At 59.2% G+C, this 23,216-nt stretch carries 22 protein-coding genes; all 22 read right to left on the bottom strand.

Translation table 11 applies throughout. The features are described 5' to 3' along the window. The 22 genes from KW837_RS00655 to rfbF all read right to left on the bottom strand — a co-directional run bounded on the left by KW837_RS00655 (window position 1) and on the right by rfbF (window position 23,048). Entirely contained in the window at window positions 1-1,476 is a 1,476-nt protein-coding gene (locus KW837_RS00655) for a sigma-54 dependent transcriptional regulator (protein WP_007894189.1), read from the bottom strand. Between the two features lie 172 nt (window positions 1,477-1,648). Next, window positions 1,649-1,945, bottom strand: a complete 297-nt coding sequence (locus KW837_RS00650; protein ID WP_008006639.1) for a hypothetical protein — start codon at window positions 1,943-1,945, stop codon at window positions 1,649-1,651. Between the two features lie 10 nt (window positions 1,946-1,955). After that, the gene (fliS, locus tag KW837_RS00645) at window positions 1,956-2,351 is read right to left on the bottom strand and encodes a flagellar export chaperone FliS (RefSeq protein ID WP_123496026.1); all 396 of its coding nucleotides are present in this window, start codon (window positions 2,349-2,351) and stop codon (window positions 1,956-1,958) included. A 126-nt stretch (window positions 2,352-2,477) separates the two neighbouring features. Beyond that, window positions 2,478-3,908: a flagellar filament capping protein FliD gene (gene fliD, locus KW837_RS00640; protein ID WP_218394179.1), complete on the bottom strand. Its 1,431-nt coding sequence runs from the start codon at window positions 3,906-3,908 to the stop codon at window positions 2,478-2,480. Window positions 3,909-3,990: 82 nt separating this feature from the next. Continuing rightward, a complete protein-coding gene (locus tag KW837_RS00635) occupies window positions 3,991-4,356 on the bottom strand; it encodes a flagellar protein FlaG (protein WP_218394178.1) in 366 nt (121 codons plus the stop codon). A gap of 71 nt (window positions 4,357-4,427) precedes the next feature. Beyond that, window positions 4,428-5,279, bottom strand: coding sequence for a flagellin domain-containing protein (locus tag KW837_RS00630; RefSeq protein WP_008072599.1), 852 nt, complete (start codon window positions 5,277-5,279; stop codon window positions 4,428-4,430). A gap of 253 nt (window positions 5,280-5,532) precedes the next feature. Further along, window positions 5,533-5,802: a hypothetical protein gene (locus tag KW837_RS00625; RefSeq protein ID WP_218394177.1), complete on the bottom strand. Its 270-nt coding sequence runs from the start codon at window positions 5,800-5,802 to the stop codon at window positions 5,533-5,535. Then, the gene (locus KW837_RS00620; protein ID WP_218394176.1) at window positions 5,799-7,091 is read right to left on the bottom strand and encodes a motility associated factor glycosyltransferase family protein; all 1,293 of its coding nucleotides are present in this window, start codon (window positions 7,089-7,091) and stop codon (window positions 5,799-5,801) included. Before KW837_RS00620 ends, KW837_RS00625 begins: the two co-directional genes overlap by 4 nt. Before the next feature lie 83 nt (window positions 7,092-7,174). Next, a complete protein-coding gene (locus tag KW837_RS00615) occupies window positions 7,175-8,101 on the bottom strand; it encodes a ketoacyl-ACP synthase III (protein WP_192345706.1) in 927 nt (308 codons plus the stop codon). A gap of 230 nt (window positions 8,102-8,331) precedes the next feature. Continuing rightward, on the bottom strand, window positions 8,332-9,384 hold the full coding sequence (gene pseI / locus KW837_RS00610) for a pseudaminic acid synthase (RefSeq protein ID WP_218394175.1): 1,053 nt from the start codon (window positions 9,382-9,384) through the stop codon (window positions 8,332-8,334). Continuing rightward, a complete protein-coding gene (gene pseG / locus KW837_RS00605) occupies window positions 9,381-10,880 on the bottom strand; it encodes a UDP-2,4-diacetamido-2,4,6-trideoxy-beta-L-altropyranose hydrolase (RefSeq protein ID WP_218394174.1) in 1,500 nt (499 codons plus the stop codon). Before pseG ends, pseI begins: the two co-directional genes overlap by 4 nt. Beyond that, a complete protein-coding gene (pseF, locus tag KW837_RS00600) occupies window positions 10,877-11,572 on the bottom strand; it encodes a pseudaminic acid cytidylyltransferase (RefSeq protein ID WP_218394173.1) in 696 nt (231 codons plus the stop codon). The genes pseG and pseF overlap by 4 nt, the downstream gene beginning before the upstream one ends. 6 nt (window positions 11,573-11,578) lie before the next feature. Then, complete coding sequence (gene pseC / locus KW837_RS00595; RefSeq protein ID WP_218394172.1) at window positions 11,579-12,742, bottom strand: UDP-4-amino-4,6-dideoxy-N-acetyl-beta-L-altrosamine transaminase; 1,164 nt, start codon at window positions 12,740-12,742, stop codon at window positions 11,579-11,581. After that, complete coding sequence (pseB, locus tag KW837_RS00590; protein WP_218394171.1) at window positions 12,739-13,740, bottom strand: UDP-N-acetylglucosamine 4,6-dehydratase (inverting); 1,002 nt, start codon at window positions 13,738-13,740, stop codon at window positions 12,739-12,741. Before pseB ends, pseC begins: the two co-directional genes overlap by 4 nt. Before the next feature lie 30 nt (window positions 13,741-13,770). Beyond that, on the bottom strand, window positions 13,771-16,707 hold the full coding sequence (locus KW837_RS00585) for a TIGR00180 family glycosyltransferase (RefSeq protein ID WP_218394170.1): 2,937 nt from the start codon (window positions 16,705-16,707) through the stop codon (window positions 13,771-13,773). A 51-nt stretch (window positions 16,708-16,758) separates the two neighbouring features. Next, window positions 16,759-17,496, bottom strand: coding sequence for a cephalosporin hydroxylase family protein (locus KW837_RS00580; protein WP_218394169.1), 738 nt, complete (start codon window positions 17,494-17,496; stop codon window positions 16,759-16,761). A 17-nt stretch (window positions 17,497-17,513) separates the two neighbouring features. Beyond that, on the bottom strand, window positions 17,514-18,587 hold the full coding sequence (locus tag KW837_RS00575) for a class I SAM-dependent methyltransferase (RefSeq protein ID WP_218394168.1): 1,074 nt from the start codon (window positions 18,585-18,587) through the stop codon (window positions 17,514-17,516). After that, window positions 18,577-19,434 carry an NAD(P)-dependent oxidoreductase gene (locus tag KW837_RS00570; protein WP_218394167.1) on the bottom strand — a complete coding sequence of 286 codons (858 nt, stop codon included), beginning with the start codon at window positions 19,432-19,434 and terminating at the stop codon, window positions 18,577-18,579. Before KW837_RS00570 ends, KW837_RS00575 begins: the two co-directional genes overlap by 11 nt. Continuing rightward, entirely contained in the window at window positions 19,431-20,657 is a 1,227-nt protein-coding gene (locus KW837_RS00565) for a class I SAM-dependent methyltransferase (RefSeq protein WP_218394166.1), read from the bottom strand. Before KW837_RS00565 ends, KW837_RS00570 begins: the two co-directional genes overlap by 4 nt. After that, complete coding sequence (locus KW837_RS00560; RefSeq protein ID WP_218394165.1) at window positions 20,654-21,214, bottom strand: dTDP-4-dehydrorhamnose 3,5-epimerase; 561 nt, start codon at window positions 21,212-21,214, stop codon at window positions 20,654-20,656. The genes KW837_RS00565 and KW837_RS00560 overlap by 4 nt, the downstream gene beginning before the upstream one ends. After that, window positions 21,211-22,293: a CDP-glucose 4,6-dehydratase gene (gene rfbG, locus KW837_RS00555; protein ID WP_218394164.1), complete on the bottom strand. Its 1,083-nt coding sequence runs from the start codon at window positions 22,291-22,293 to the stop codon at window positions 21,211-21,213. Before rfbG ends, KW837_RS00560 begins: the two co-directional genes overlap by 4 nt. Continuing rightward, window positions 22,275-23,048, bottom strand: coding sequence for a glucose-1-phosphate cytidylyltransferase (gene rfbF, locus KW837_RS00550; RefSeq protein WP_192345693.1), 774 nt, complete (start codon window positions 23,046-23,048; stop codon window positions 22,275-22,277). Before rfbF ends, rfbG begins: the two co-directional genes overlap by 19 nt. Window positions 23,049-23,216 lie beyond the last annotated feature (168 nt).

Below are 23,216 nucleotides of genomic sequence, written 5' to 3'. Positions count from 1 at the left end.
TCAATCATCCGCCTGTTCATCACCGTCACGACGACTCATGCCGTACTTGCGCATCTTCTCCACCAGCGTGGTACGACGAATCCGCAGCCGTTCTGCCGCCCGCGCCACGATGCCATTGGCATCATCCAGCGCTTGCTGGATCAGCCCTTGTTCCAGACCACCGAGGTAATCCTTCAAGTCCAGGCCTTCCGGTGGCAGCAAGGCATTGGCGGTGAAGTCCGGGGTATGACCGTTAATGGCCACCCGCTCTTCAAGATCGCTGCGCAGGCTGTCGACCAGTTGCTCGTCTTCGTCATCGACGTAGCGGAATTTCTTCGGCAACTCGACCACGCCGATCACCCCGTACGGGTGCATGATCGCCATGCGCTCCACCAGGTTGGCAAGCTCGCGAACGTTGCCCGGCCAGCCATGACGGCACAGCGACATGATCGCCGCCGAATTGAAACGGATCGAACCGCGCTTCTCGTGCTCCATGCGCGAGATCAACTCATTCATCAGCAGCGGAATGTCTTCGACGCGTTCGCGCAATGGTGCCATCTCGATCGGGAACACGTTCAAGCGATAGTAGAGGTCTTCGCGGAAAGTGCCGATCTCGATCATGCTTTCGAGATTCTTGTGGGTCGCGGCAATGATCCGCACATCGACGCTTTGGGTCTTGTTGCTGCCCACGCGCTCGAAGGTGCGTTCCTGCAAGACGCGCAGCAGCTTGACCTGCATCGGCAACGGCATGTCGCCGATTTCGTCGAGGAACAGTGTACCGCCGTTGGCCAGCTCGAAACGCCCGGCACGACTGGTGATCGCTCCGGTGAAAGCACCCTTCTCATGGCCGAACAATTCGCTTTCGAGCAACTCGGCCGGAATAGCACCGCAGTTGACCGGCACGAACGGCGCATCACGACGCTTGGAGTGGTAGTGCAGGTTGCGCGCGACCACTTCCTTGCCGGTCCCGGACTCGCCGAGGATCAGCACGCTGGCGTCGGTGTCAGCAACTTGCTGCATCATCTGACGAACGTGTTGAATCGCCCGGCTGGTGCCGACGAGGCTACGGAAAAGATTGGGTTCACGGTGACGACCGCGCTCACGCGCCTGGTCATACATCTCGCGATAGACCTGTGCACGGTGCAACGAGTCGAGCAATTTGCTGTAGCTGGGTGGCATTTCGAGCGTCGAAAGCACTCGACGACGCTGGTCTTCCGGCAAGTCAATGGAAGAATTATCGCCCATTAACAAAACTGGAAGGAACTCATCCCAGGTTGAGAGTGTCTTTAACAGGCCCAAAAGTGCACCAGGAGCATTTACCGTCCCGATGAGGACACAGATTACTTCACGACTTGATGACAAAGAGCCGACAGCCTGCTGCCAGTCATGGCTGCCACAGGGTAAATTTTCTTCGCCGAGAAAATTTAAAATCACCGCCAAATCGCGGCGGCGGACGCTATCGTCATCAATCAGCAGAATTTTGGTTTCACGCCACATGCAATAGCAACTTCCCTAGTCAACTCAATGCCCAAAATGAGGGGCAAGCTAGACGCTTGCAGACACGTTATGCCTGTAGACGCCTGAAATCTGGAACCAGCCACTAGTTAAGTCAAAAAACCGTGCACAGTCAAATTTATGGCGCACTATGTTTGGATTAACTGAGGGTTAACTACCCAAACAGATGGTAAACCTTTGCCGCGCTCTGCGCTTGGTGGATCTGCGACATCTCGTCGACTATCGCCTGGCGCTCCCCCGTCGCCGCCTCCAGAAGCTGTTTATACACCCCCAGCAACTCCTCAAGGTTATCGCGCAACGCGGCCTCGTCCACCGAAGCTTCACTCAAGACGTCTTCCATGCAGGAACGGCAAGCCAGGTCCAATTCACCAATGGCTTCCCAGTTGCGCTCGGCCAATGCACCGACGAGGGCATCCCGGGTTTGTTCGATTCGCTGCAAGACAAGACTCATGGTGATCTCCTTAAAACTGCGGACCCGGCGCGGCAATGGCATCCCAACCGTCTTTGACCGTGCGAAGCAGGTCGGCGACTTCGTCGAGAATTTTTGGATCGGTCTTGAGATTGGCTTCAGCCAGACGTTTCATCATGTAGGTGTAAAGGTTATCCAGCTCAGTCACCGAGTCGGCCTGATTTTCCAGATCCAGACCTTCACGCAGACCACCGATGATGCCGATGGCCTTACCGATCAGAACACCTTTATTCGGAATATCCTTACGCTCCATCGCGCCTTTGGCCTGGGCGATACGATCCAGGCCGCCTTCCATCAGCATCTGCACCAGACGATGCGGGCTGGCTTCGGAAGTTTGCGCCTGAGCGCCAATCTTCTGGTATTGGCGAAGGGCTAACATTGGATTCATGTTGTACCTCATCAGAAATCTGTGGTTCGTATAACCAGTGTATCGACGACGCGTCAAAAAACTTTAGATTCAAAAACAAAAAGCCCGGAGCGTGAAAACGCTGCCGGGCTTTTGGCACTGTGAGTGTTAGGAGTTCTTCTGCTGCGCGGTCATCGCTTCGAACATCGACGTGATGTTGCTGGCTGTCGCTTTCAGCTTGCCGACCAGGGTGTCCATGTCGTTGTACTTTTTGGTCAGTACCGCGGTCAGGGTCTCGATTCGGCGATCCAGGGCTGCCTGGTCATTGCTCAGCTTTTTCTTGGTTGAATCGAGGCTCTTGGCGCGCGCATCCAGGATCGAGTCGACTGCTTTGCCATTGACGGTTTTACCTTCGGTGTAAGGCTTGATCGCATTGTTCATACGTTCAATCAGACCGTTGGTACCGGTGAACAGTGTCTGAACCTCACCGCCCAGCTTCTTGTCGTTCATTGCAGTGTTGAACTTGGTGCTGTCGAAATCCAGCGCGCCGGTCTTCTGGTTAGTGGTGATACCCAACTGGGAAAGCACGGTCAGCTTGTCGCCGGCACCGGTCTGGGACAACGGGCCCCGCAAGGAATCCAGAATTGAACGTGGCAGCGGATCACCGGTCAGCGCCGCGGAAACGGTCAGCTTGCCATCGTCATCCAGGGACGGCTTGGTCAACGAAGTCACAGCGTTGGCGACGGCGTTGTACGCATCGACGAACTTCTGGATCGACGCCTTCAGACCATCATTGTTGGACGCCACGGTGACGGTCGACTTGCCCGTGGTGAGCAAACTCAGGCTCAACCCGGAGATCGTCTTGTCGATGGTGTTGGACTTGCTGGTCATCGCCAGGCCGTCGACGCTAAACACCGCGTCCTGGGCCGGAGCACCAATAGCCCCCGAAGAAGTGGCAGTCGGCGGGGTGGCCATCGGGGCGGTCCCATCGATTTCCAGACCGGCAATACCGCTGGCGGAAATGTCGGAACCCGCGCCAGTCGTCGTGGAACCCAGCACCAGGCGCGAGCCGAAGCTGTCGGTCACAATGTTGGCGCTCAAGCCACTGGACTGGTATTGGCTGTTGATCGAATCACGCACCGATTGCAGCGTGGCGCCTGCGCCCACAGTTACCGGATAGCTTTTGCCATTTTGCGTGATGGTCAGCGTGCCAGCAGGGATCGCACTGGTTGTACCACCGGCAAACGCAGCAGAGGCGACTTTCGAGGAGGTGGCCAGGCTGGTGATGTCGACCACGTAGTTACCGGCGACAGCCGCGTTACTGGACGTAGCGGTCAGCACTTTTACATCGGACGACGTCGCGGCAAAACCCGTGAACTGAGGGGTTGTCGTACTACCCAGATCGGTAAGCGCTTTCTGGAACGTAGCCAACAGCGACTTCAAGGTACCAATCCCGGAAATACTCGCCGAGTTAGTGGCGGTTCCACGATCGATCTGACCTTGCTTGGCCGCTTTATCGGCGTTCACCAAGGCTTTAACGATAGCACCGGTATCAAGGCCGGAACCTAAACCTGTGCCCGGTAGAATTGGACTTGCCATGTGAAACTCCCTTCAGTGTGTCGCCGGCCTTTTGACCACTACAACGCCCAAAAGAACATAGCAACAAAATTCGTGCCAGTTGTCAGACTTTAGCGCTGAACAACAGGCTGCTTGCATCATTCAAACTATTGGCCAGTTTCAGGACTTCTTCGTTGGGGATCTGTCGGATCACCTCACCGGATTCGCTGGCAATGACTTTGACGACCACTTTGCCCGAAGGCTCGTCGATCGAGAATTCCAGGTTGCGCTTGACCGACTGAACGAATTTTTCAATTTCCTGAACAGCCATCTTCAGTTTGTCCTGCTCGGTCTGTTCGCCCTTACCTTCTTCCTTGACGACAGCTACTGGAGCAACTACCGCTCGAGGCTTCTCCGCCGGCTTGTCGGCAACAGTCGTCGCCTGCTTGGCCGCAGGATAAGACAAGTTCAGCTTGACGCTCATATCCATGTCCATCACCTCTTAAAGTAAAAAGCGAGAGAGCGCGACAAGCGCACTCCCCCGCCAAAACGCATCAGCTATTACTGAAGCAGTTTCAGTACAGCGGATGGCAGTTGGTTGGCCTGAGCCAGAACTGCGGTCGAAGCTTGTTGCAGAGTTTGTTGCTTGGTCAGCTGTGCAGTTTCAGCAGCGAAGTCGGTATCTTGTACGCGACCCAGTGCAGCACTGGCGTTTTCGTTGATGTTCTGCAGGTTGGAGATGGTGCTGGACAGACGGTTTTGCGCAGCACCGAGGTCAGCACGGCTGGAGTTGATCTTGGCCAGAGCGGCGTCGATTTTGGTCAGCGCGTTGTTCATCGAAGCTTCGGCGGTTGCCGAGTTGTTACCAGTGATCTGAACGGTAGCCGAGTCAACCGACAGGGTAGCTGCGTCGAAGCCGCTGTCCAGGGTCAGAGTGATCTGGTTGGTAGCGCCGGTGTTGGAACCAACCTGGAAGGTCATGGTGCCAGCGGTGCCGTCGATCAGGTTCTTGCCGTTCAGGTTGGTCGACTTGGCGATACGAGTCAGCTCGTCCGACATCGAAGCGAATTCTTTGTTCAGAGCAGCACGGTCAGCAGTACCGTTCGAGTCGTTTCGCGATTGAACAGCCAGTTCACGCATACGCTGCAGAATGTTAGTCGATTCTTGCATCGCGCCTTCAGCGGTCTGAGCGATCGAGATACCGTCGTTGGCGTTTTTGATAGCCATGGTCTGACCGCGGATCTGCGAAGTCATACGGGTAGCGATTTGCAGGCCGGCGGCGTCGTCTTTAGCGCTGTTGATTTTCAGGCCGGAAGACAGGCGAGTCATCGACGTCGACAGAGCGTCGGAAGCGCGGTTCAGGTTTTTCTGAACGTTCAACGATGTGACGTTGGTGTTTACTGTTAAAGCCATGACGAATTCCTCGTTGGTTGGGTACTGCGGCTTCCGGCCCTGGCAACCGCCGGGTATGGCCTAGAGAACCTTCGTAATAGTTATCGTCGGGATTGGAACTTGCTTTAGGGGATTTTGAAAAATATTTGCCATCACGTTGCCACCCTCCGCAAATCAAGGGCTTGGCTGTGTTCAAGCAGCGAAAAAATGACGTCAGGGAAATGCCGGTGACAGACTGGCGAGGACTCGCCTGCACCGGCAGAAGGGAAATTGTTTAAATGGACAGACTGTCGCGCAGCAACTGGACCAGTTCGTATTCCAGATAGTCCGCCAGCGCCAGCCAATTTTGCGCCTCCTGGCATTCGAGCATCTGGCCGAGCAACAGCACCCACTGCTGCTGAACCACCTGCGGCGTCAGATCAAAGGACGGTTGCACCGCAACGATCAGCTCGATCATCGCCAGCCCGGCTTCTACATCACGTCCCAAACGGAACAATGTTGCACATTGCTCAGAGTCGACGACAAAGGATTCAAGCCCGCTCATGACACCCACTCCGGATGAAAAGCCGTACCGGCAATCATCGCGCCTGCCCGGCTGCTGTTATAGAAGCGCACCTGAGGATGCCCTGCGATAAAGCGCTCCAGCTCACACAGGTAACTGCGAAAATTGAGCTGGGTCTTGATGCGTTGACCGTTACCATCGAGCACCCAATGCTTGGCGGCGCCCAGTTGCGGTCCCAGATCGCCATCGTTCCAGCCCGCATGGGTCTTGTCATTGGGAAAGGCAAAGTCGGCACCGAACAAGGTGATCTGTGCTGCGCCCATCTTCACCGCAAGGTCTACCGCGGGATGAATCACGCTACCGCCGACATACAGTTCGCCTTTGGGCTGTTGCCGACGCATCTGCTGGTAAATCGGGCTGGCGGAGTAACTGGCATAGCGCGGTCCCTGCCAGGCTTCAAGCACCAGGGGATCGACCATGGGCATATACGCCAGGATGATATCGGTCGTGCCTTCATAGGGTAGATGCCGAGCCGAGATGCGCTGGTCGATGCTGACCACCACATCAGGTCGGATCCCGTGATCGATCAGTGGTCGGTAAGCCGTATCGACACAGATGAACAACGGCCGTTCGGCCTGATTACGAATCGCGAGCAAGGTCTCGAAATGCTGCTCAAGGCTCGGGCCCGTGGCAATGACGAACACCTCCTGCCCTTTGCGCCAGCCGAATAACTCGGCCACATCTCGATCGCCCTGCACCAGTTCCAGACTCGCCTGCAAGCGTTCGACGATGTCCGGAGCCTGAGGGTCGAACTCGCGATTATTGAACGCCAGGTGGGTTTCGCTGATCAGGCGATCGCGGATCTTGGCATTGAAGTCATCGGCCAGCACCAGCTCGGACGGCAAGGCAAAGAACGGCAGCTGAATTTCTGCCAGATCGCCGGCATATAACAATTCAACTCGCGGATCGCTGAGCCACTGCTGTTGATCGAGCAGTTGCAGCACCAGCGCAAACACCGCGCCGTTGAGGATGTGTACGTATAAACGCTCGAGCCCGTCGCGCTGCAGAAGCTCTATCTGCAGATCGCCAAGCCCGGTGCCGTAGACATGCACCACCGGACTGTCAATGGGCAGGCTGTCGGCCTGAAGCCTGGCCTCGCGATTGCGGTCATGGCGACTGGTCAACTGAATGCCGTTGATGCTCAGGGTCGAGCCCAGGCCTTCCACCAGATCGGCCTGCAACGGGCCCGGATCTTCAGTCAGCAAACGCTCAGCCACGGCCGGCCAGCGACGCTGGATGACCTCGACGTTGCGCTCAAAGAACTCGCTCATGGAGCCTCGCTTTTCATTCGGGCAAAAAAATAGCGTTCAAGGTTACACCTTGAACGCTTTTTTTGTGCCTGGCTTTTAGAAGCTCAAGGACGATAGATGATCGCCGACCCCCAGGACAAACCAACACCGAAACCGCTGAGCGCCACACGCTTCCACTTGGAATCGAGCACGTGTTTTTCCAGCAGCAACGGAATGCTCGACGACACGGTATTACCGGTTTCGACCATGTCCTTGATGAACTTCTCAGGCTCGCCCTCGAAGCGTCGCGCCACCGCGTCGACAATCGCCGCGCTGCCCTGATGAATGCAGAAGGCATCGATATCGTCAGCCGTCAGGCCCGAGTCGCCGAGCAGCTCATGCAAATGCGCGGGCACTTTGAGCAGCGCGAAGTTGAAGACCTGACGGCCGTTCATGAAGAACACCCCGTCGGAAACCTTCAGGTGCGGCGCGCCGGAACCGTCAGTGCCGAACTTGGCCTTGCCCAGCTGCCATGGAGCGTCTTCGCCCATCCAGGTGGCGGTGGCGGCATCGCCGAACAGCATGGTGGTGTTGCGGTCTTCCGGGTCGACGATCTTCGAGTACGGATCGGCGGTCACCAGCAGGCCATTCTTCAGGCCCGCGGCTTCCATGAAGCCCTTGATGGCGTAGATGCCGTAGACGTAACCCGAGCAGCCCAGGGAAATATCGAACGCTGCCACGGTCGTCGGCAGGCCCAGTTTGTCCTGAACAATGGCAGCAGTGTGCGGCAGACCTTCTTCGTCACCGTTCTGGGTGACGACGATCAGCACGTCGATGGCTTCACGCTTCAAATCGGGATTGTTGGCGAACAGCGCGTTGACTGCTTCGACACACAGGTCCGAAGTTTCTTGCCCCGCATCTTTGCGCGGCAGGAAGGCCGAACCGATTTTACCCAGGATGAATTCTTCATCCTTTTCGAATTTTGCACCTTGTGCGTAATTGTCCACGCCGGCTACAGGAACGTAGCTCGCAATGCTCTTTATGCCAATCATTACGGCTTCCCAATAATAAACAGCCCAATACCACCGCTCGCAAGGAATCGAGGGGCGCCGACAAACAACGAATAAACGTCGCCCTCAAGGGGGTGACAGCGGGAAGAATAAAAGGCCATCACTGGGCTAAAAACAGTCCAGGCGCCATCTCCCCTTTTTATACAATACAGTGAAGATGCGCGTTATGACTCGCAGGTCACGCTATTTTGCCGAATCAGCCGCACAAGCGGTTATTCAACCAACGACCAATCCAGCGGTGTTCCGCGCTTGATGGGCTGGCGCGCACGGCGGCCCAGCAGGGTTTCAGCGTGTTTGGGGGCCAGCCCCAGGCCAGGCCGGATGGCTCGCAGGTTGGCAACGGTGAAAGGCTCACCGGCGGCCATGTCCTGAGTGACGTATAGCGAACGTCGGTATACCAGAGATTTGCGCTCGGCCTCGGTCACGCCGTAATGCACCTGGCCCATGGCCTGCCAGGCGCGTTCGGTTTCGATCACCAGGCTGGCGAGTTCAGCCGGTTCCAGCGAGAAACTGGCGTCCACGCCACCGGCGGCACGGTCGAGGGTGAAGTGTTTTTCCACCACCGTCGCCCCCAGCGCTACCGCGGCGACGGACACTCCAACGCCCATCGAATGATCGGACAAACCGACTTCACAGCCAAACAGCTCCCGCAGATGAGGGATGGTGCGCACATTGCTGTTGGCGGGCGTCGCCGGGTACGTGCTGGTGCACTTGAGCAACACCAGGTCCTTGCAACCGGCCTCACGGGCGGCGCGCACGGTTTCGTCGAGTTCGGCGATGCTGGCCATGCCAGTGGAGATGATCAGCGGCTTGCCGGTGGCAGCGACCCGCCGGATCAACGGCAAATCGGTGTTCTCGAAACTGGCGATCTTGTAGGCCGGCACGTCCAGGCTTTCGAGGAAGTCCACTGCGGTGTCATCGAACGGTGTGGAGAACGCCAGCATGCCCAGCTCTTTGGCACGGGCGAAAATCGGCGCGTGCCATTCCCACGGCGTGTGGGCCTTCTCGTACAGCGCGTACAGCGAAGAACCGGCCCACAGGCTGTTGGGGTCCTTGATGAAGAACTCGCCTTCAGACAGATCCAGGGTCATGGTCTCGGCGGTATAGGTTTGCAGCTTCAAGGCGTGCGCACCGGCCTTGGCCGCGGCTTCGACGATGTGCAGCGCCACGTCCAGCGACTGGTTATGGTTGCCGCTCATCTCGGCAATGATGAACGGCGGCGCATCGGCACCAATCAAGCGGTTGCCGATCTTGAAACTGGTCATGGGTGATCCTTTAAGACGCGTGTGAACGCACAAGCACTCTGAGTGAAACCTGCCTCGCGGAAAACTTTCAGCGACGCTGAATTGGCCGGCAGCACCTGAGCGGTGATGGCTTCCAGTCGCGGCCAATGAGCGGTGACGAAGGCTTCGCCCCGCGCCAGCAGCGCCCTGCCCCAGCCCAGGCCAAATCGGCCTTCGAACAGATAAATCGAGACTTCGGCGCGAGCATCGTCGAGGTCATAACGCAGCACACCGACCGGGCCATCATCCGCTTCGGCGATCAACAGCAACCGCCGCGGATTGCTCAGGCTCGCGGCTAGCCAGGCCTGATGCCGTTGCCAGTCAATGACGTGCGTGTCCAGCGACCAGCGCCGAACCGCTTCGGCATTGCGCCCATCGAACAACAATTGCGCATCATCCTGAGTGGCCTGACGAACCTGCAACACCGCCCCCGCCAGCGCTGCCGCCACCCGCTGCGCCCCACGGCCATCGACCAACTGCCGCGAGCGTTCGGCCAGACTCTGACGAATCCCCTGATTGCCCACGACAAAACCGATGGTCTGATGCAACTGCTCGACGCTGACCCGGTCGCGATTGCCCAGAAACACATGAGCACCCGAGGTCGCCATCACCTCGCCGTTGGCCTGCTGATTATTCGAAACCGCAATGCAGATCGTCGGCAGTCCCATGGCCGCCCGCTCCCAGCTGGTACCGCCACCGGCACCGATGAACAGGTCGGCCTCGGTCATCAGCTGGTAGAAATCGCTGACAAAATGGTGCAGGCGCCAGTTCGGACGATAGTCCACCAGACTCTGCATCTGCTCCCAGGCCGGGTTGTCGGCACCTGCCACGAAATCGACTTCCAGCTCATGGAAGTCCGCCAATGCCAGCATCGCGTGATGGGTCTGCATGGCCGCGTCGAAGCCGCCGAAGTTCACCAGCACGCGCCTGGCTCGAGGTTTGATCTCGATCGCCGGGCAACAGAACTCATCGCGCAGCAAGGCAAACCGTGGGCCGAGTAAAGTCTGGCAATCGGGCGTCAGCAGTGAGGCATAAGCCTCTGGCGTGCCCGACAGATTTTGATTGAGCAGCAGATCGACGCTGTATTGCCGAGTGGCCAAATCGTCTACCGCCGCAATTCGTGGAGCCCAGCGGCGGGCGGCAGTCTGCCAATGGTGATCGAGACCGTAGTGGTCGGCGATGATCCAGTCGAAAGCCGGATGACTTTCCAATACTTGCCCCAGCGCTGCAATGTCTGCCTGCCAGGGCAGCATCGACTCGATGGCCTGCTGTGGGTCTTCATCGCGATAGCGCTCCGGCAGCGCGAAGGTCTCGAAACCCTCGGCCCGCAGACTGTCCAGTCGATGCCCGGGCAACAGACGACAGGCGAAAGCAACGTGCGTGCCCTGCTTGCGCAATACCCTGGCCAGGGTCAGGCAGCGGGCAACGTGGCCACTGCCAATGGTCGGCGACGCATCGGCGCGGATCAGTACTCTCATTGCAGCTCACCTCCCGCCTTCAAGGCGATGTAGAGGTATTCGGCGCGTTTCCAGTCTTCGAGGGTGTCGATGTCCTGCACCAGATGCCGCGGCAGAATCACCGGCAGGCTCGCCGGCGAGAACAGCACATCGCCACGCAACCAGGCCTCGCTACGCCCCCAATAGAACTGGCCGGCATCCTGAAAAGCTTCGGGCAAGTCCTGGGAACGGGTCTCGCGAAACTCCGGGTAGAGCGAGGTCAAGGCGCCCTGCTCGTCGAGGGTCAAGGCCCGTTGTACCGGGAAGCCAAAACCGGCGACTGAAAACGCGAAAGACTTGTCCGGATGCTGCACCAGCAACTCATACCCCTGACGCAGATAACGCGCCTGCAACAGGGGCGCCGTCGCGTAGACGCAGCACGCATAGTCGAACGGCGGCAATTGCTGCAAGGCATGTACGATCACCGCTGCAGTCCCGGTGAAATCATCGGCCAACGTTGCGGGCCGCATGAACGGCACTTGAGCCCCATTGGCCCGTGCGACCTCGGCGATTTCTTCATCGTCGGTGCTGACGATCACCTGGTCGAACAGGTTCGACTCCAGCGCCGTGCGAATCGAACGGACGATCATCGGCACGCCATCGAACGGCTTGAGGTTCTTGCGCGGAATTCGCTTGCTGCCACCACGGGCCGGGATGATCGCAACACAACTCAAGAGTCTCTACTCCTCAAAGATCAGTCGTCGCAATTGCTCGACCACATAGTCCTGTTGTTCATCGCTCAGCAGAGGAAACAGCGGCAGGCTGATGGCCTCGGCGTAATAACGTTCGGCCTGGGGGAAATCACCCTCGGCAAAACCCAGGTCGCGATAGTACGGCTGCAAGTGCAGCGGAATATAGTGCAGATTCACCCCCACCCCGGCTGCTCGCAAACCTTCGAACACCTGTCGATGACTGAGGTTGATCCGCTCCGTCTGCAAGCGCACCACGTACAGATGCCACGCCGATTCGGCCTCGGGCTGCGCGCTGGGCAAGGTCAGCGGCAAGTACGCCAGCAACCGCTCATAACGCGCCGCCAGTTCACGCCGACGTTCGATGAAACCATCGAGCTTGTTCAGCTGTGACAGACCAAGGGCCGCTTGCAGGTCGGTGATGCGGTAATTAAAGCCCAGTTCCACTTGCTGGTAGTACCAGGGGCCGTGGCTGGGTTCGGTCATCTGCGCAGGGTCGCGGGTCATGCCGTGGCTGCGCAGGCGCTGCAAGCGCTCGGCCAGTTCCGGGCGGTTGGTCAGCACCATGCCGCCTTCGGCGCTGGTGATGATCTTCACCGGGTGGAAACTGAACACCGTCATCGCCGCGAAATCGCCGCACCCTACCGGACGCCCGGCATAAGACGCCCCAACCGCGTGGGAAGCATCCTCGATCACGGTGAAACCATAGCGCTCGGCCAATTCAGCGATCATGCGCATATCGCAGCTCTGCCCGGAGAACGCCACCGCCACCAGCACTTTCGGCAGCGTGCCGTCGCGCTCGGCGATCTCAAGCTTCGCCGCCAAGGCATAGGCGTCGAGGTTCCAGGTCAGCGGGTCGATGTCGACAAAATCAACCTCGGCGCCGCAGTAGCGACCGCAATTGGCCGAGGCCAAAAAGGTGTTCGGCGTAGTCCATAACCGATCGTCCGGCCCGAGGCCGGCGGCGAGACAGGCAATGTGCAACGCCGCCGTGGCATTGCACACCGCCACAGCGAAATCGGCCTGGCAACGCTCGGCCATGGCCTGTTCGAAACGCTCGATGGTCGGCCCCTGCGTCAGCCAGTCGGACTGCAACACGGCAACCACCGCGTCAATATCTTCCTGATCCAGGCTTTGCCGACCGTAGGGAATCATGCCGACAACTCCGCGTGCAGATCAGCGATCTGGCCGACCGACAGGAAGTGCGGGTTGGTGTCGGAGCGGTACTCGAAATCTTCGCTCACCGGCCGGCCCTGCTCGCCCAGTTTGTCGACGGCAAAATCCACGTCGACGCTGGTGAAGCGAATCGACGGCTGAATGGTGTAGTGATCATCGAACTCCAGGGTCATGCGCGCGTCGTCCAGCGGCACCATCAGTTCATGGAGCTTTTCCCCCGGACGGATGCCGACGTTTTTGTGCGGCAAATGTCCAGCCATGCCCTGCGCCAGATCGACGATGCGAATCGACGGGATCTTCGGCACAAACACTTCACCGCCGTGCATGCGGGCGAAGCTGTCGAGCACAAACTTCACACCGTGATCGAGGGTGATCCAGAAACGCGTCATGCGCTCGTCGGTGATCGGCAGTGATTTGGCGCCCTCGGCAATCAGTTTGCTGAAGAACGGCACCACCGAACCCCGCGAGCCAGCCACGTTGCCGTAGCGCACCACGGCAAAACGAGTCTGCTGTTCGCCGGCGATGTTGTTGGCGGCCACGAACAGTTTGTCCGACAGCAGCTTGGTCGCGCCGTACAGGTTGATCGGGCTGGCGGCCTTGTCGGTAGACAGCGCGACGACCTTTTTCACGCCGTTGTCGATGGCAGCGGCGATGATGTTTTCCGCACCGTTGACGTTGGTACGAATGCATTCAGTGGGGTTGTATTCCGCCGCCGGCACTTGCTTCAGGGCCGCGGCATGCACCACGTAATCGATACCGCGCATGGCCTGACGCAAACGCTCGGCATCGCGCACATCGCCGATAAAGTAACGCATGCACGGCGCGTTGAACGTCTGCTGCATCTCGTACTGCTTGAGCTCATCGCGGGAGAACACCACCACCCGCTTGGGCTGGTATTGCTCCAGCAAGCGGCGAATGAAGTTGCGCCCGAACGAGCCGGTGCCGCCAGAGATGAAAATCGATTTACCGTTGAACATGCCTTGAGTCCTTTTACCTGTCAGCCAGGCTTATGCGAGCAACTGCGCCCAGTTCACGCTGGTCGGTTCGCCGAGAGTAAAGCCCTTGCCGGTCAAGGCCAGGTTCTGGTTGTAGGCCGAGTCGTGTTCGAATCGGGCCTGCCACTTGTCGCGCAGAGCGGCGCGTGCTTGAGGCGCATCGGGCAGCAGGCCCGGGTGCAGTAATTGTGCTTGTGGCGTCCAGACTGTCAGGTAACCGGCATCGGCGACTTTCAGGCACAGGTCGATATCGCCAAAAGCTTCGTCGAAATGTTCCTCGTCCAGACCGCCCACCGCTTCGAACACGTCTTTGCGAACCATCAGACAGGCACCGGATATTGCCGAATAGTTCTGCTCGACCTGATGGCCGTTCATGTAGCCCTTGGCGTCCTTACGTTCATCGACAAAGACCGAGCCGATCTCGCCATTCAAACCCAGGACCAGACCGGCCTGGGTGGTGACACCACGAATGTCCATCAGTTTGGCGCCAACGATGCCGACTTCCGGACGCTGGGCCTGGTTGAGCATGGCGTCGAGCCAATTGACATTGACCACTTCGGATTCCGCCGACAGCAGCACCAGGTAGTTCCCCTTGGCCTCGGCACAGGCAAAGTTGTTCAGCGCCGAGGCACTCAGGCGCTGATCGCTGCGCACTACGCGAAGTCGATCGCCCTTGCCTTCAAGGCTGCTCAGCCAGGTCGCCAGTTCTTCGGATTGGCTGTGATTGTCGGCAATCAGCACTTCGTGACGTTGATAACGGGTGCGCTGCAGCACGCTGACCAGCGCTCGTTGCAGCGACTCAAGGTTGTCCTGGCTCTGGAGGATAATCGATACCAGCGGCCGCTCAGCGTGTTGATAGTCGATCTGGTAAGTCAGCGGCAGCGTCGAGCTGACCTGAGCGCGATACCCACGCGCAGTCAGAGAACGGGTCAGCACCTGACGCTCCTGAACGCTGACTTCCTCTACCGGGGCATTGCAAATCAGCAGCGGCTCGGCCAGATGCGCCAGGCCCGCCAGCCCGCCATCCTCGATCAGACGCAGCAACAGATCGAATTCCAGCGCCTGACTGTACTCGGCCGAGAAACCGCGTGCCTGAGCCAACACATCACGCTGGATCAACCAGTGGCGCGCCATCAGCGACGGCACGCTTTGCAGCAGGTCGAGATTGACCCCGGGGCGGAACACATCCGCCAGAGCACCGTTGGCCTGACGCTGAAGCTCGTCCATCGCCACTGCACGGACACCCTCGGCACCGGCCAGCTCCAGGCTGGCGCGCAGCAAACCGCTGGCAGTGAACTGATCACCGGCCTCGGCCAGCAACAGCCAATCGGCGGTGGACTGAGCGACGATCTGGTTGATGCGCTCCACATAATTGGTCGCGGTGACTTTGACAAAGTGCACGGTGTCGCGCACGGATGTCGTCGCCGGTAAATCACCGGTAGTGAACACCACCACGTTGAACGCTTTGCAGTGACCACCGACCAAGCTGTCGAAGGTCGCCTGCAACTTGACCATGTCGGCATCCAGATCCAGCAACAGAATGCCGAACTGAGGACCGCCATTATGCTTGGCCAACTGTGCAGCGATTGCCTTGAGCTGCGCGGCATCCGGGTTGCGCGCTTCGAGCCAGCTCAGCAAGCGGCCGGACGGCATGTTCTCGAACAGTCGGCGGTCTTGCTGACCCGGTAAAGCGTTCAGTCGCTCAGCCCAGGCTTGCAGCTTGAGGCCTTCTTCCGGCTCGTCACTGTCTTTCAATGACTCCGCCAGGCGCTTGACCACCGTGCGGTTGAACACGTTCAGGCTCAAGGCCTCCCACAACCGGCTACGCACGGTGCGGTCGGTGTCGTTGGGGTGAACGCGCATCAACTCATGCTGCTTGAGCAGGATGCCTTCCAGCTCCTGAAGTTGCAGGCGACCGGCAGGCATGGCGTGCAGCAGGAATTCGAACTCGGTCAGCAGATCGAACACCGGTTTGTTGTAGAACGGTATTTCGACGAACTGCTCCGGGCCGAATGAACGAATCGGCTCTTCCCCCGCCTCGCGCCAGGCCGAGCGAATAATCATGGTGCCTTTGAGCGAGCGGCCTTCGACCAGGCAATCAGCCATGGCGGCAAAACTGTCCAGGGCAATTTGTTTGACCCGGACCGGATCCTTGTTGTCACTGAGTGGCGTCGGGATCGAGGCCAGGAATTGGGCAAACTGCTCGCGTTCGGCAACGCTTTTGGCGTCTTTGAAAGTCAGCACCGTCAACACGTTGGTGTTGTGGTCCGAAGCGCCATAGTTCATTTCCCGCACGGCGAACGGAATCGGCAGGATCCGCGCCTTCGCGCAGGCCAACAAATAGAAAGTGTGGCCGATTTCCTGCCATTCGAAACTGGTGCCCGCTGGCAGAAGGCTGTACCACTGTTGCAGCAAGTCGGTACGGGTGACCGCATAGAACGGCGGCAGGAAATTATCCATGAACCGCACCACACGGTCTTCGGCCTGCTCCGAGTTGTAATCTTCATGAACCTTGCGGTCGCGACGGAAGTAGTTCACTTCCGTGGCACGGGTCAGGTACATGATCCCGTAGCCATGGCACAAGCCGTAGTCGGGATTGGCTTCGAGAAACTCCACCGACTCGGTCAGTGCGCGGTGCAGCAGGAAGTCGTCATCGGCGGCAAACACCATGTAGGGCGTGGTGACCTGATTGACACCGTAGGTGAGTTTTTCCTGCAGTCCCTTGTAGGTGTATTGCGGCAAGTGGCGATAGTCGACCGACGGGAAGTCCCGGGCCATGTTCTCGTCACCCTCAGCGGACGAATCCAGAACCAGAACCGTGCAGGGATAGCTGCTGTAGTACTGCAAGGTACGCCGCAGGAACGCGTTCCGGTTGTGGGAAATCACCACCACCGTAAACCGCTCGTTCAGCGGTGCAACGTTGTTTTGAGCACTGTTTTGAACCTGCATCTTTCTATCCCCACAACCGGCCAATCGCCAAGAACCTGAAACCACTTTTGATTAACGAACGCGACGCAGATAGCCGTCCGGCGCTACGGTGATCAGCAGCTTGTTTTGCAGTTGCTGGTCAATTTCGAAGTCCTTGTTCTCTTCAAGGTACTTCCATACCGCAGTCTTCGGGTTGTCGCCCGGGCCCCATGGACGATCCGGAAAGAAGTCGGCCGGCATGTCTTCAACCACGGTGTCCATCACCACGCAGTAGCTGTCCACCGAAACCAATGGCGCATACAGACGCAGCTCTTCGAGCACGTGATCGTGGGTGTGGTTGGAATCCAGCACCAGGATGACTTTCTTGCCTTCGGCGGCAGCGCGCACTTTGGCGGCGATGGCCGGGTCGATGCTCGAACCTTCGATCATCGAAATGCGCTTGCTCATCGGGTGGCTTTCGATGGCTTCGCGGTTGTGCGCACGGATGTCCAGGTCGATGCCCAGCACTTCGCCGTGGCCTTGCAGCTCCAGCAACGAGGCGTAGTAGATGATCGAACCGCCGTGGGCAATTCCGCACTCGATGACCAGATCCGGTTTGACCTGCCAGATGATCTCTTGCATCGCCATCATGTCTTGCGGCAGCTGGATGATCGGACGGCCCATCCACGAGAAGTGGTAGCTGTATTTGTGCTTGGCCGATTCGTTGAAGAAGTCACGGGCCAGGCCGGTGAGTTTCTGGTCATCACCTTGCTGGGCGATCTGTTCCCGGCATTCGGCTTCGAAGGCTTTGTTGATGCTGTTGTCGGTCATTTCAAAATTCTCATTGGTCACTGGAACGAAGCGCTGTCGACGGCGTGATAGACGTAGCGTCCACCAGTCATCCGCTTGATTTCTTCGAGGTAGTTGGAGTTCATCACAAACAGGTTGGCGCCTTCGGGCAAGGCATCCATGGCCTCTTGGGGCGAGGACACCCGCGCGCCGCTCAGGGGCAGATATCGGCCCTGTTTGGCCGGATTGATATCCACCACGCGATCCACCGCCACACCCGCTCGTTGCAGGAACAGCGAATAAATCACGCCTTTGGACGACGCGCCCCAGATCGCCGAACCTCGCTCAGGCGCGGCCTGAATGATCTGCACGGCGCGGTCGAGGCTGGCGGTGAAACCTTCCGGCAGCGTCAGGCGCGGCACCGGTTGTTCCGGGGTCAGGCGCAACGTGGACAGGTCGGCGACGAGGTACAGATACTGGCCACCGAACAGGTGACCGGCCTCATGCACCGTGCCGAACATCCGGCGCAGGTCATCGAGGCGGAAATAATTGACGTGCTCGTAGAACAGGTCGAACCAGGCATGGTGCTCGAGAATCCAGTCGAAGCACGGCACTTCGATGTAGATCTGCCCCCCGCCCTGATTGGCCTCGGCGATGACCGCCAGAAAGCTCAACGGATCCTGAATATGCTCCAGCACATGCCGCAGCACGATGGCGTCCGCCGACAGACCCAGGCCGCGAGTGAATGGCGCCTTGATCACATCGGCGTTGTCGCCTTCGTAGGCCGGATCGATGCCGGTGATCGAGTAACCCAGGCCTTTGAGCAGCTCTAAAAAATACCCCTTGCCGCAGCCGACTTCGATCAGCTCTTGCCCCTTGAAGTGGCGAGCAATGATCCCTTCGACATCGTTCAGATGTTTCTGGAACTGGCCGGAATGCGCCTGCTCGTTCTGATAGTCAGCGTCGTAGCTGAGTTTGTCGGCGTCGAAGGCCTGATTGAAGATCAGCCCGCTCGTCTCATCCTGCACCAACACCATGTCGGCGCAGGCCGAAGCTTTCGCTGATTGCGCATCGGCAAAGGTACGGTTCTGCAACACCGGCAGGTCGGCGACCCGATACAACTCATGCCTCATGCTCTGCTCCCAGTAGCTGTTGCAAACGGTCCGCCACGCCCCAGAACGCCATCGGTTCATGGGTAGGGTAAGGGTAATGGCCCAGGTTCAAATCGATTGACACGCCGCGCTCATGCAGACGTTGTTCGACCAGCGCTCTGACCGATATCGGTTGGCCGCTGGAACAATTGATCACGCCATCAAATTCGCGCTGTTGCAGGATCGCGGCGAGGTAACCGGCGGCCGTCTCGATCGCCAGGTAATCGCGCAATTGCTCGCCGGCCGACATGTTGAAGCTGGCGTCGCCGGCCTCGATTGCCCGGTCCAGCGCAGCCAATAAACTGTTAGGGTTCTGCCCTTCCCCGTGCAGGTAAAACAGCCGCGCCCATTGCAGGGTGAACGGTTGAACCTGCTGCAGATTTTCGAGGAACAGCCGTAGCGTGTTTTTCGCCAACCCGTAAGGGTTACTCGGCCGCGCCTCGGTCTGCTCGCTGAGCGGTCCGCTCTGCAGGCCGTATTCGAAACAGGTGCCGGTGACCAACACTTGCGGCACACCCGCCTCGACCGCGCCCTTGATGAACCGGTAATCGGCCATCAAGTTATGCTCGAAATGGAACAGCGCCTGATAGTTCGGCAACCCCGGCCATGCCAGATGCGCCAGGGCGTCGATGCCATCGGTCAGCGCTGGAATGTTCAGCTCGTCGGCGTGAATATCCGCCGCGATAAACTCCACAGCATTGATCCACGGCAAACTCGCAGCGGCCTCGGCGTTACGCGCCACGGCCCGGACTTGACAGCCACGGGTGAGCAAGGCTTCGACCAAGTGTCGGCCGACGAACCCTGTGGCACCGGTCACGAGCACTTTCACAGCACGATCAACTCAGGCACAGCGATCACGAAACGGCCATCCCACTGCCGTACCTGCGCCAGTTGCTGACTGACTTCGTGAAGCAAATTCCACGGCAGCACCAGCACGTAATCCGGTTTCTCCAGATCGATCTGCGCCGGCGAAACGATCGGAATGCGACTGCCCGGCAGGTACTTGCCCTGTTTGTGCGGGTTGGCGTCGGCCACCCAGGCCAGCAGGTCCGGTTTGACCCCGGCGTAGTTGAGCAAGGTGTTGCCCTTGGCCGCCGCGCCATAACCGACCACGCGCTTGCCGTCGGCCTTGGCCTGCAGCAGGAAACGCAGCAGTTCGTGCTTGATACATTCAGCCGCTGGCGCCAGGGTCGCGTAGTACTCGGGCGTCTTCACCCCGGCGTCCAGTTCAGCCTGCAACTGATGCTGCACAGTTGGTTGGACGGCGCGGCGTTCACCGTCCTTGCGCTGCACGAACACCCGCAACGACCCGCCATGAGTCGTCAACTGGCTGACATCGAACACCTCCAGCCCATTGCGCTCGCACAGCGTCTGCACGGCGGTCAGGGACAGATAGGAATAATGCTCGTGATACAGCGTGTCGAACTGCTGCCCCGCCATCAGCGTCAACAGCTGTGGAAACTCGAACGTCGCCACACCGGTGGGCTTGAGCAAGGTGGCGAAACCACCGAGGAAATCATTGATGTCCGGCACATGGGCGAGCACGTTGTTGGCAGCCATCAGGTCAGCGGCCCAGCCTTCGCTGTTCAACTGCGCAGCGGTGTCGCGACCGAAAAACAGTTCGCGAATCTGCAGGCCTTTTTCCCGTGCCGCCAGCGCGGTGCTGCGGGTTGGCTCAACGCCCAGACAAGGGATGCCGCGCCCCGCCACGTACTGCAACAGGTAACCATCATTGGCGGCGATTTCCACCACGCGGCTGTCGGCGGTCAGGCCGAAGCGTTCGACCATCTCGGCGACATAGCGCTCGGCGTGGGCCAGCCAGGTGCTGGAGAACGAACTGAAATACGCATATTCGGCATCAAACAGACTGTCGGCGCGGGTGTAATCCTCGGTCTGCACCAGCCAGCACTGCTGACACACCGCGACCTTCAGCGGCACCCATTGCTCGGCTTGTTCCAGGCAATCCGCATGCACGTAGGCATTGGACGGCGGCGAGGTGCCGAGATCGATCAGCGGCAGGCTCAGCGGTGCAGCGCAACCACGGCAATTCATAGACGCACTCCAGCGAAGTGTTCATCGAGCAAGGGATGGCTGGAATCCCTGGCCGACAGATTATTGACAGGCAACGGCCAGGCGATGGCCAGCCGTGGATCGTTCACGCTCAAGCCACCCTCATGCGCAGGCGCGTAATCGTTGCTGTGCAGGTAGAGCAATTCGGCGTCGTCGGTGAGGGTCTGGAAACCATGGGCGAACCCGGCCGGGATCAGCAGGCTGCGGCCGTCGCCGGCCTGCAGGTGTTCGGCGTGCCAGTGCAGAAAAGTTTCGGAGTCAGGGCGCAAGTCCACCGCCACATCCCAGACCTCGCCACGCAGGCAGGTAATCAACTTGGCTTCCGGCGCATTGGAATTTTGATAATGCAGGCCGCGCACACTGCCCCGCTCGCGAGTGCAGGAATGATTGATCTGGCGGATATGAAACGTCTGGCCGAAGGCGCTCAGGCTGCCTTCGCAAAACAGCCGAGCGAAGTGCCCGCGATCATCTTCGAAGCGTTTGTGCTGGACACTGAACAGACCGGCCAGCGGCAAGGCTTTCAACAGGAACTCGCTCACAGCGCGCCTCGGTACAGGTTCAACTGGTTCAAGGTGACTTCACGCATGTCATCGCCGTTCTGCCATGCCAGGTGCCAATCGAGGGTCTGGGTCAGGCACTGCTGCAACGACCATTGCGGTTGCCAGCCAAGCAGCTGACGGGCGCGGCTGCTGTCCAGGCGCAGCAGACCGGCCTCATGCAAATCAGTGGGTTCGATGCGCAAGCCGCGCGCTTGCGGCCAGCGGCTGGCGAGCAACTCGACCACTTCACCGACGCTGCACATGTCCGCTTCGCTCGGGCCAAAATTCCACGCACCGGCAAACGCCGGGCCCTGCTCGTAGAGGCCGGCGGCCAGTTGCAGGTAACCAGCCAATGGTTCCAATGCGTGCTGCCATGGGCGCACGGCTTGCGGGTAGCGCAGGGTCACCGGCTCATCCGCCGACCAGGCTTTGAGCACATCGGGAATCAGGCGCTCAGGCGCAAAGTCGCCACCGCCCAACACATTGCCGGCACGCGCGGTGGCCAACGCCAAGCCATGCTCGGCGTACTTGTCGGCCGGGAAAAACGATGCGGCGTAAGACTGCGCCAACAATTCACAGCAAGCCTTGCTGCTGCTGTAAGGGTCATGACCGCCGAGGGCTTCGTCCTCGCGATATGGCCACAGCCATTCCTTGTTCGCATAAACCTTGTCGGTGGTCACCAGCACGCAGGCGCGCACACCACCGACCTGGCGGATCGCTTCAAGCAGATTGAGCGTGCCCATGACGTTGCTGGAATAGGTGCCGAGCGGATCGCGATAGCCTTCGCGCACCAGCGGTTGAGCCGCCAGGTGCAGAACGATTTGCGGCTGGGTTTCGGCGATCAATTCCAGTAAGGCACCGAGATCACGCAGGTCACCGCGCTGATCATTGATGCCCTCGTGCACGCGGGCCAGTTCGAACAGGCTCGGCTCGGTGGACGGATCGAGCGAAAACCCGCTGACCTCGGCACCGAGGCTTTGCAGCCACAATGTCAGCCAGCTGCCTTTGAAACCGGTGTGGCCGGTCAGCAGAACACGTTTGCCGCGCCAGAATTGCGGACTCAGTCCCATTGCTTCCATGGGGCCTCCCCGCTCTGCCACAGCGCTTCGAGGTGGTTCTTGTCGCGCAGGGTGTCCATCGGATGCCAGAAACCTTCGTGCTCGAAGGCCTTCAACTGTTCATCCTGGGCCAGTCGCGCCAAGGGCTCGGCTTCCCAAGTGGTTTCGTCACCGCCGATGTATGACAGCACTTTGGGCGAAAGCACAAAGAAACCGCCATTGATCCAGCCACCGTCGCCACGGGGCTTTTCGGTGAAACCAAGCACCTGATCGCCGTGACGCTCCAGGGCACCGTAACGGCCCGGCGGTTGTACGGCGGTGACGGTCGCCAGGTGACCGTGGGCGCTGTGGTAGTCCACCAGTTGACGGATATTGATATCGGAGACGCCGTCGCCGTAGGTGAAGCAGAACGCCTCTTCGTCCTTGAGGTAACGGCCGGCGCGCAACAAGCGGCCGCCGGTCATGGTTTCCTCACCGGTGTCGATGAGCGTGACGCTCCACGGTTCGCTGTAGTTCTGGTGTACGTCCATGCGGTTATTGCGCATGTCGAAGGTGACGTCGGAGGTGTGCAGGAAGTAATTGGCGAAGAAGTCCTTGATCGCATAGCCCTTGTAGCCAAGGCAAATCACGAAATCATGAATCCCATGGGCAGAGTACTGTTTCATGATGTGCCAAAGAATTGGCTTGCCACCGATCTCGATCATCGGCTTGGGCTTGAGGTGCGACTCTTCGCTGATGCGCGTACCGAGACCACCCGCCAGAATTACTGCCTTCATCGCTGTCCTCTTGCTCTTCGCGCGGCGCGGCAGCCCCCCGCAAGGGTCGGCGAGCCGTCATGCACATCATTTACCCGCAGCCATTGGGCCGGTCATCCCCTCGGGGGTGAAGGTTTTATGGCGATATACGGGCGACTTGCAGGAAGTGAGCCAATTGCGCAGGACAAA

Origin of the sequence: Pseudomonas sp. PDM24, assembly GCF_019218905.1 — a bacterium.
GTDB lineage: Bacteria > Pseudomonadota > Gammaproteobacteria > Pseudomonadales > Pseudomonadaceae > Aquipseudomonas.
This window is presented reverse-complemented; position numbering and strand designations above follow the sequence as displayed.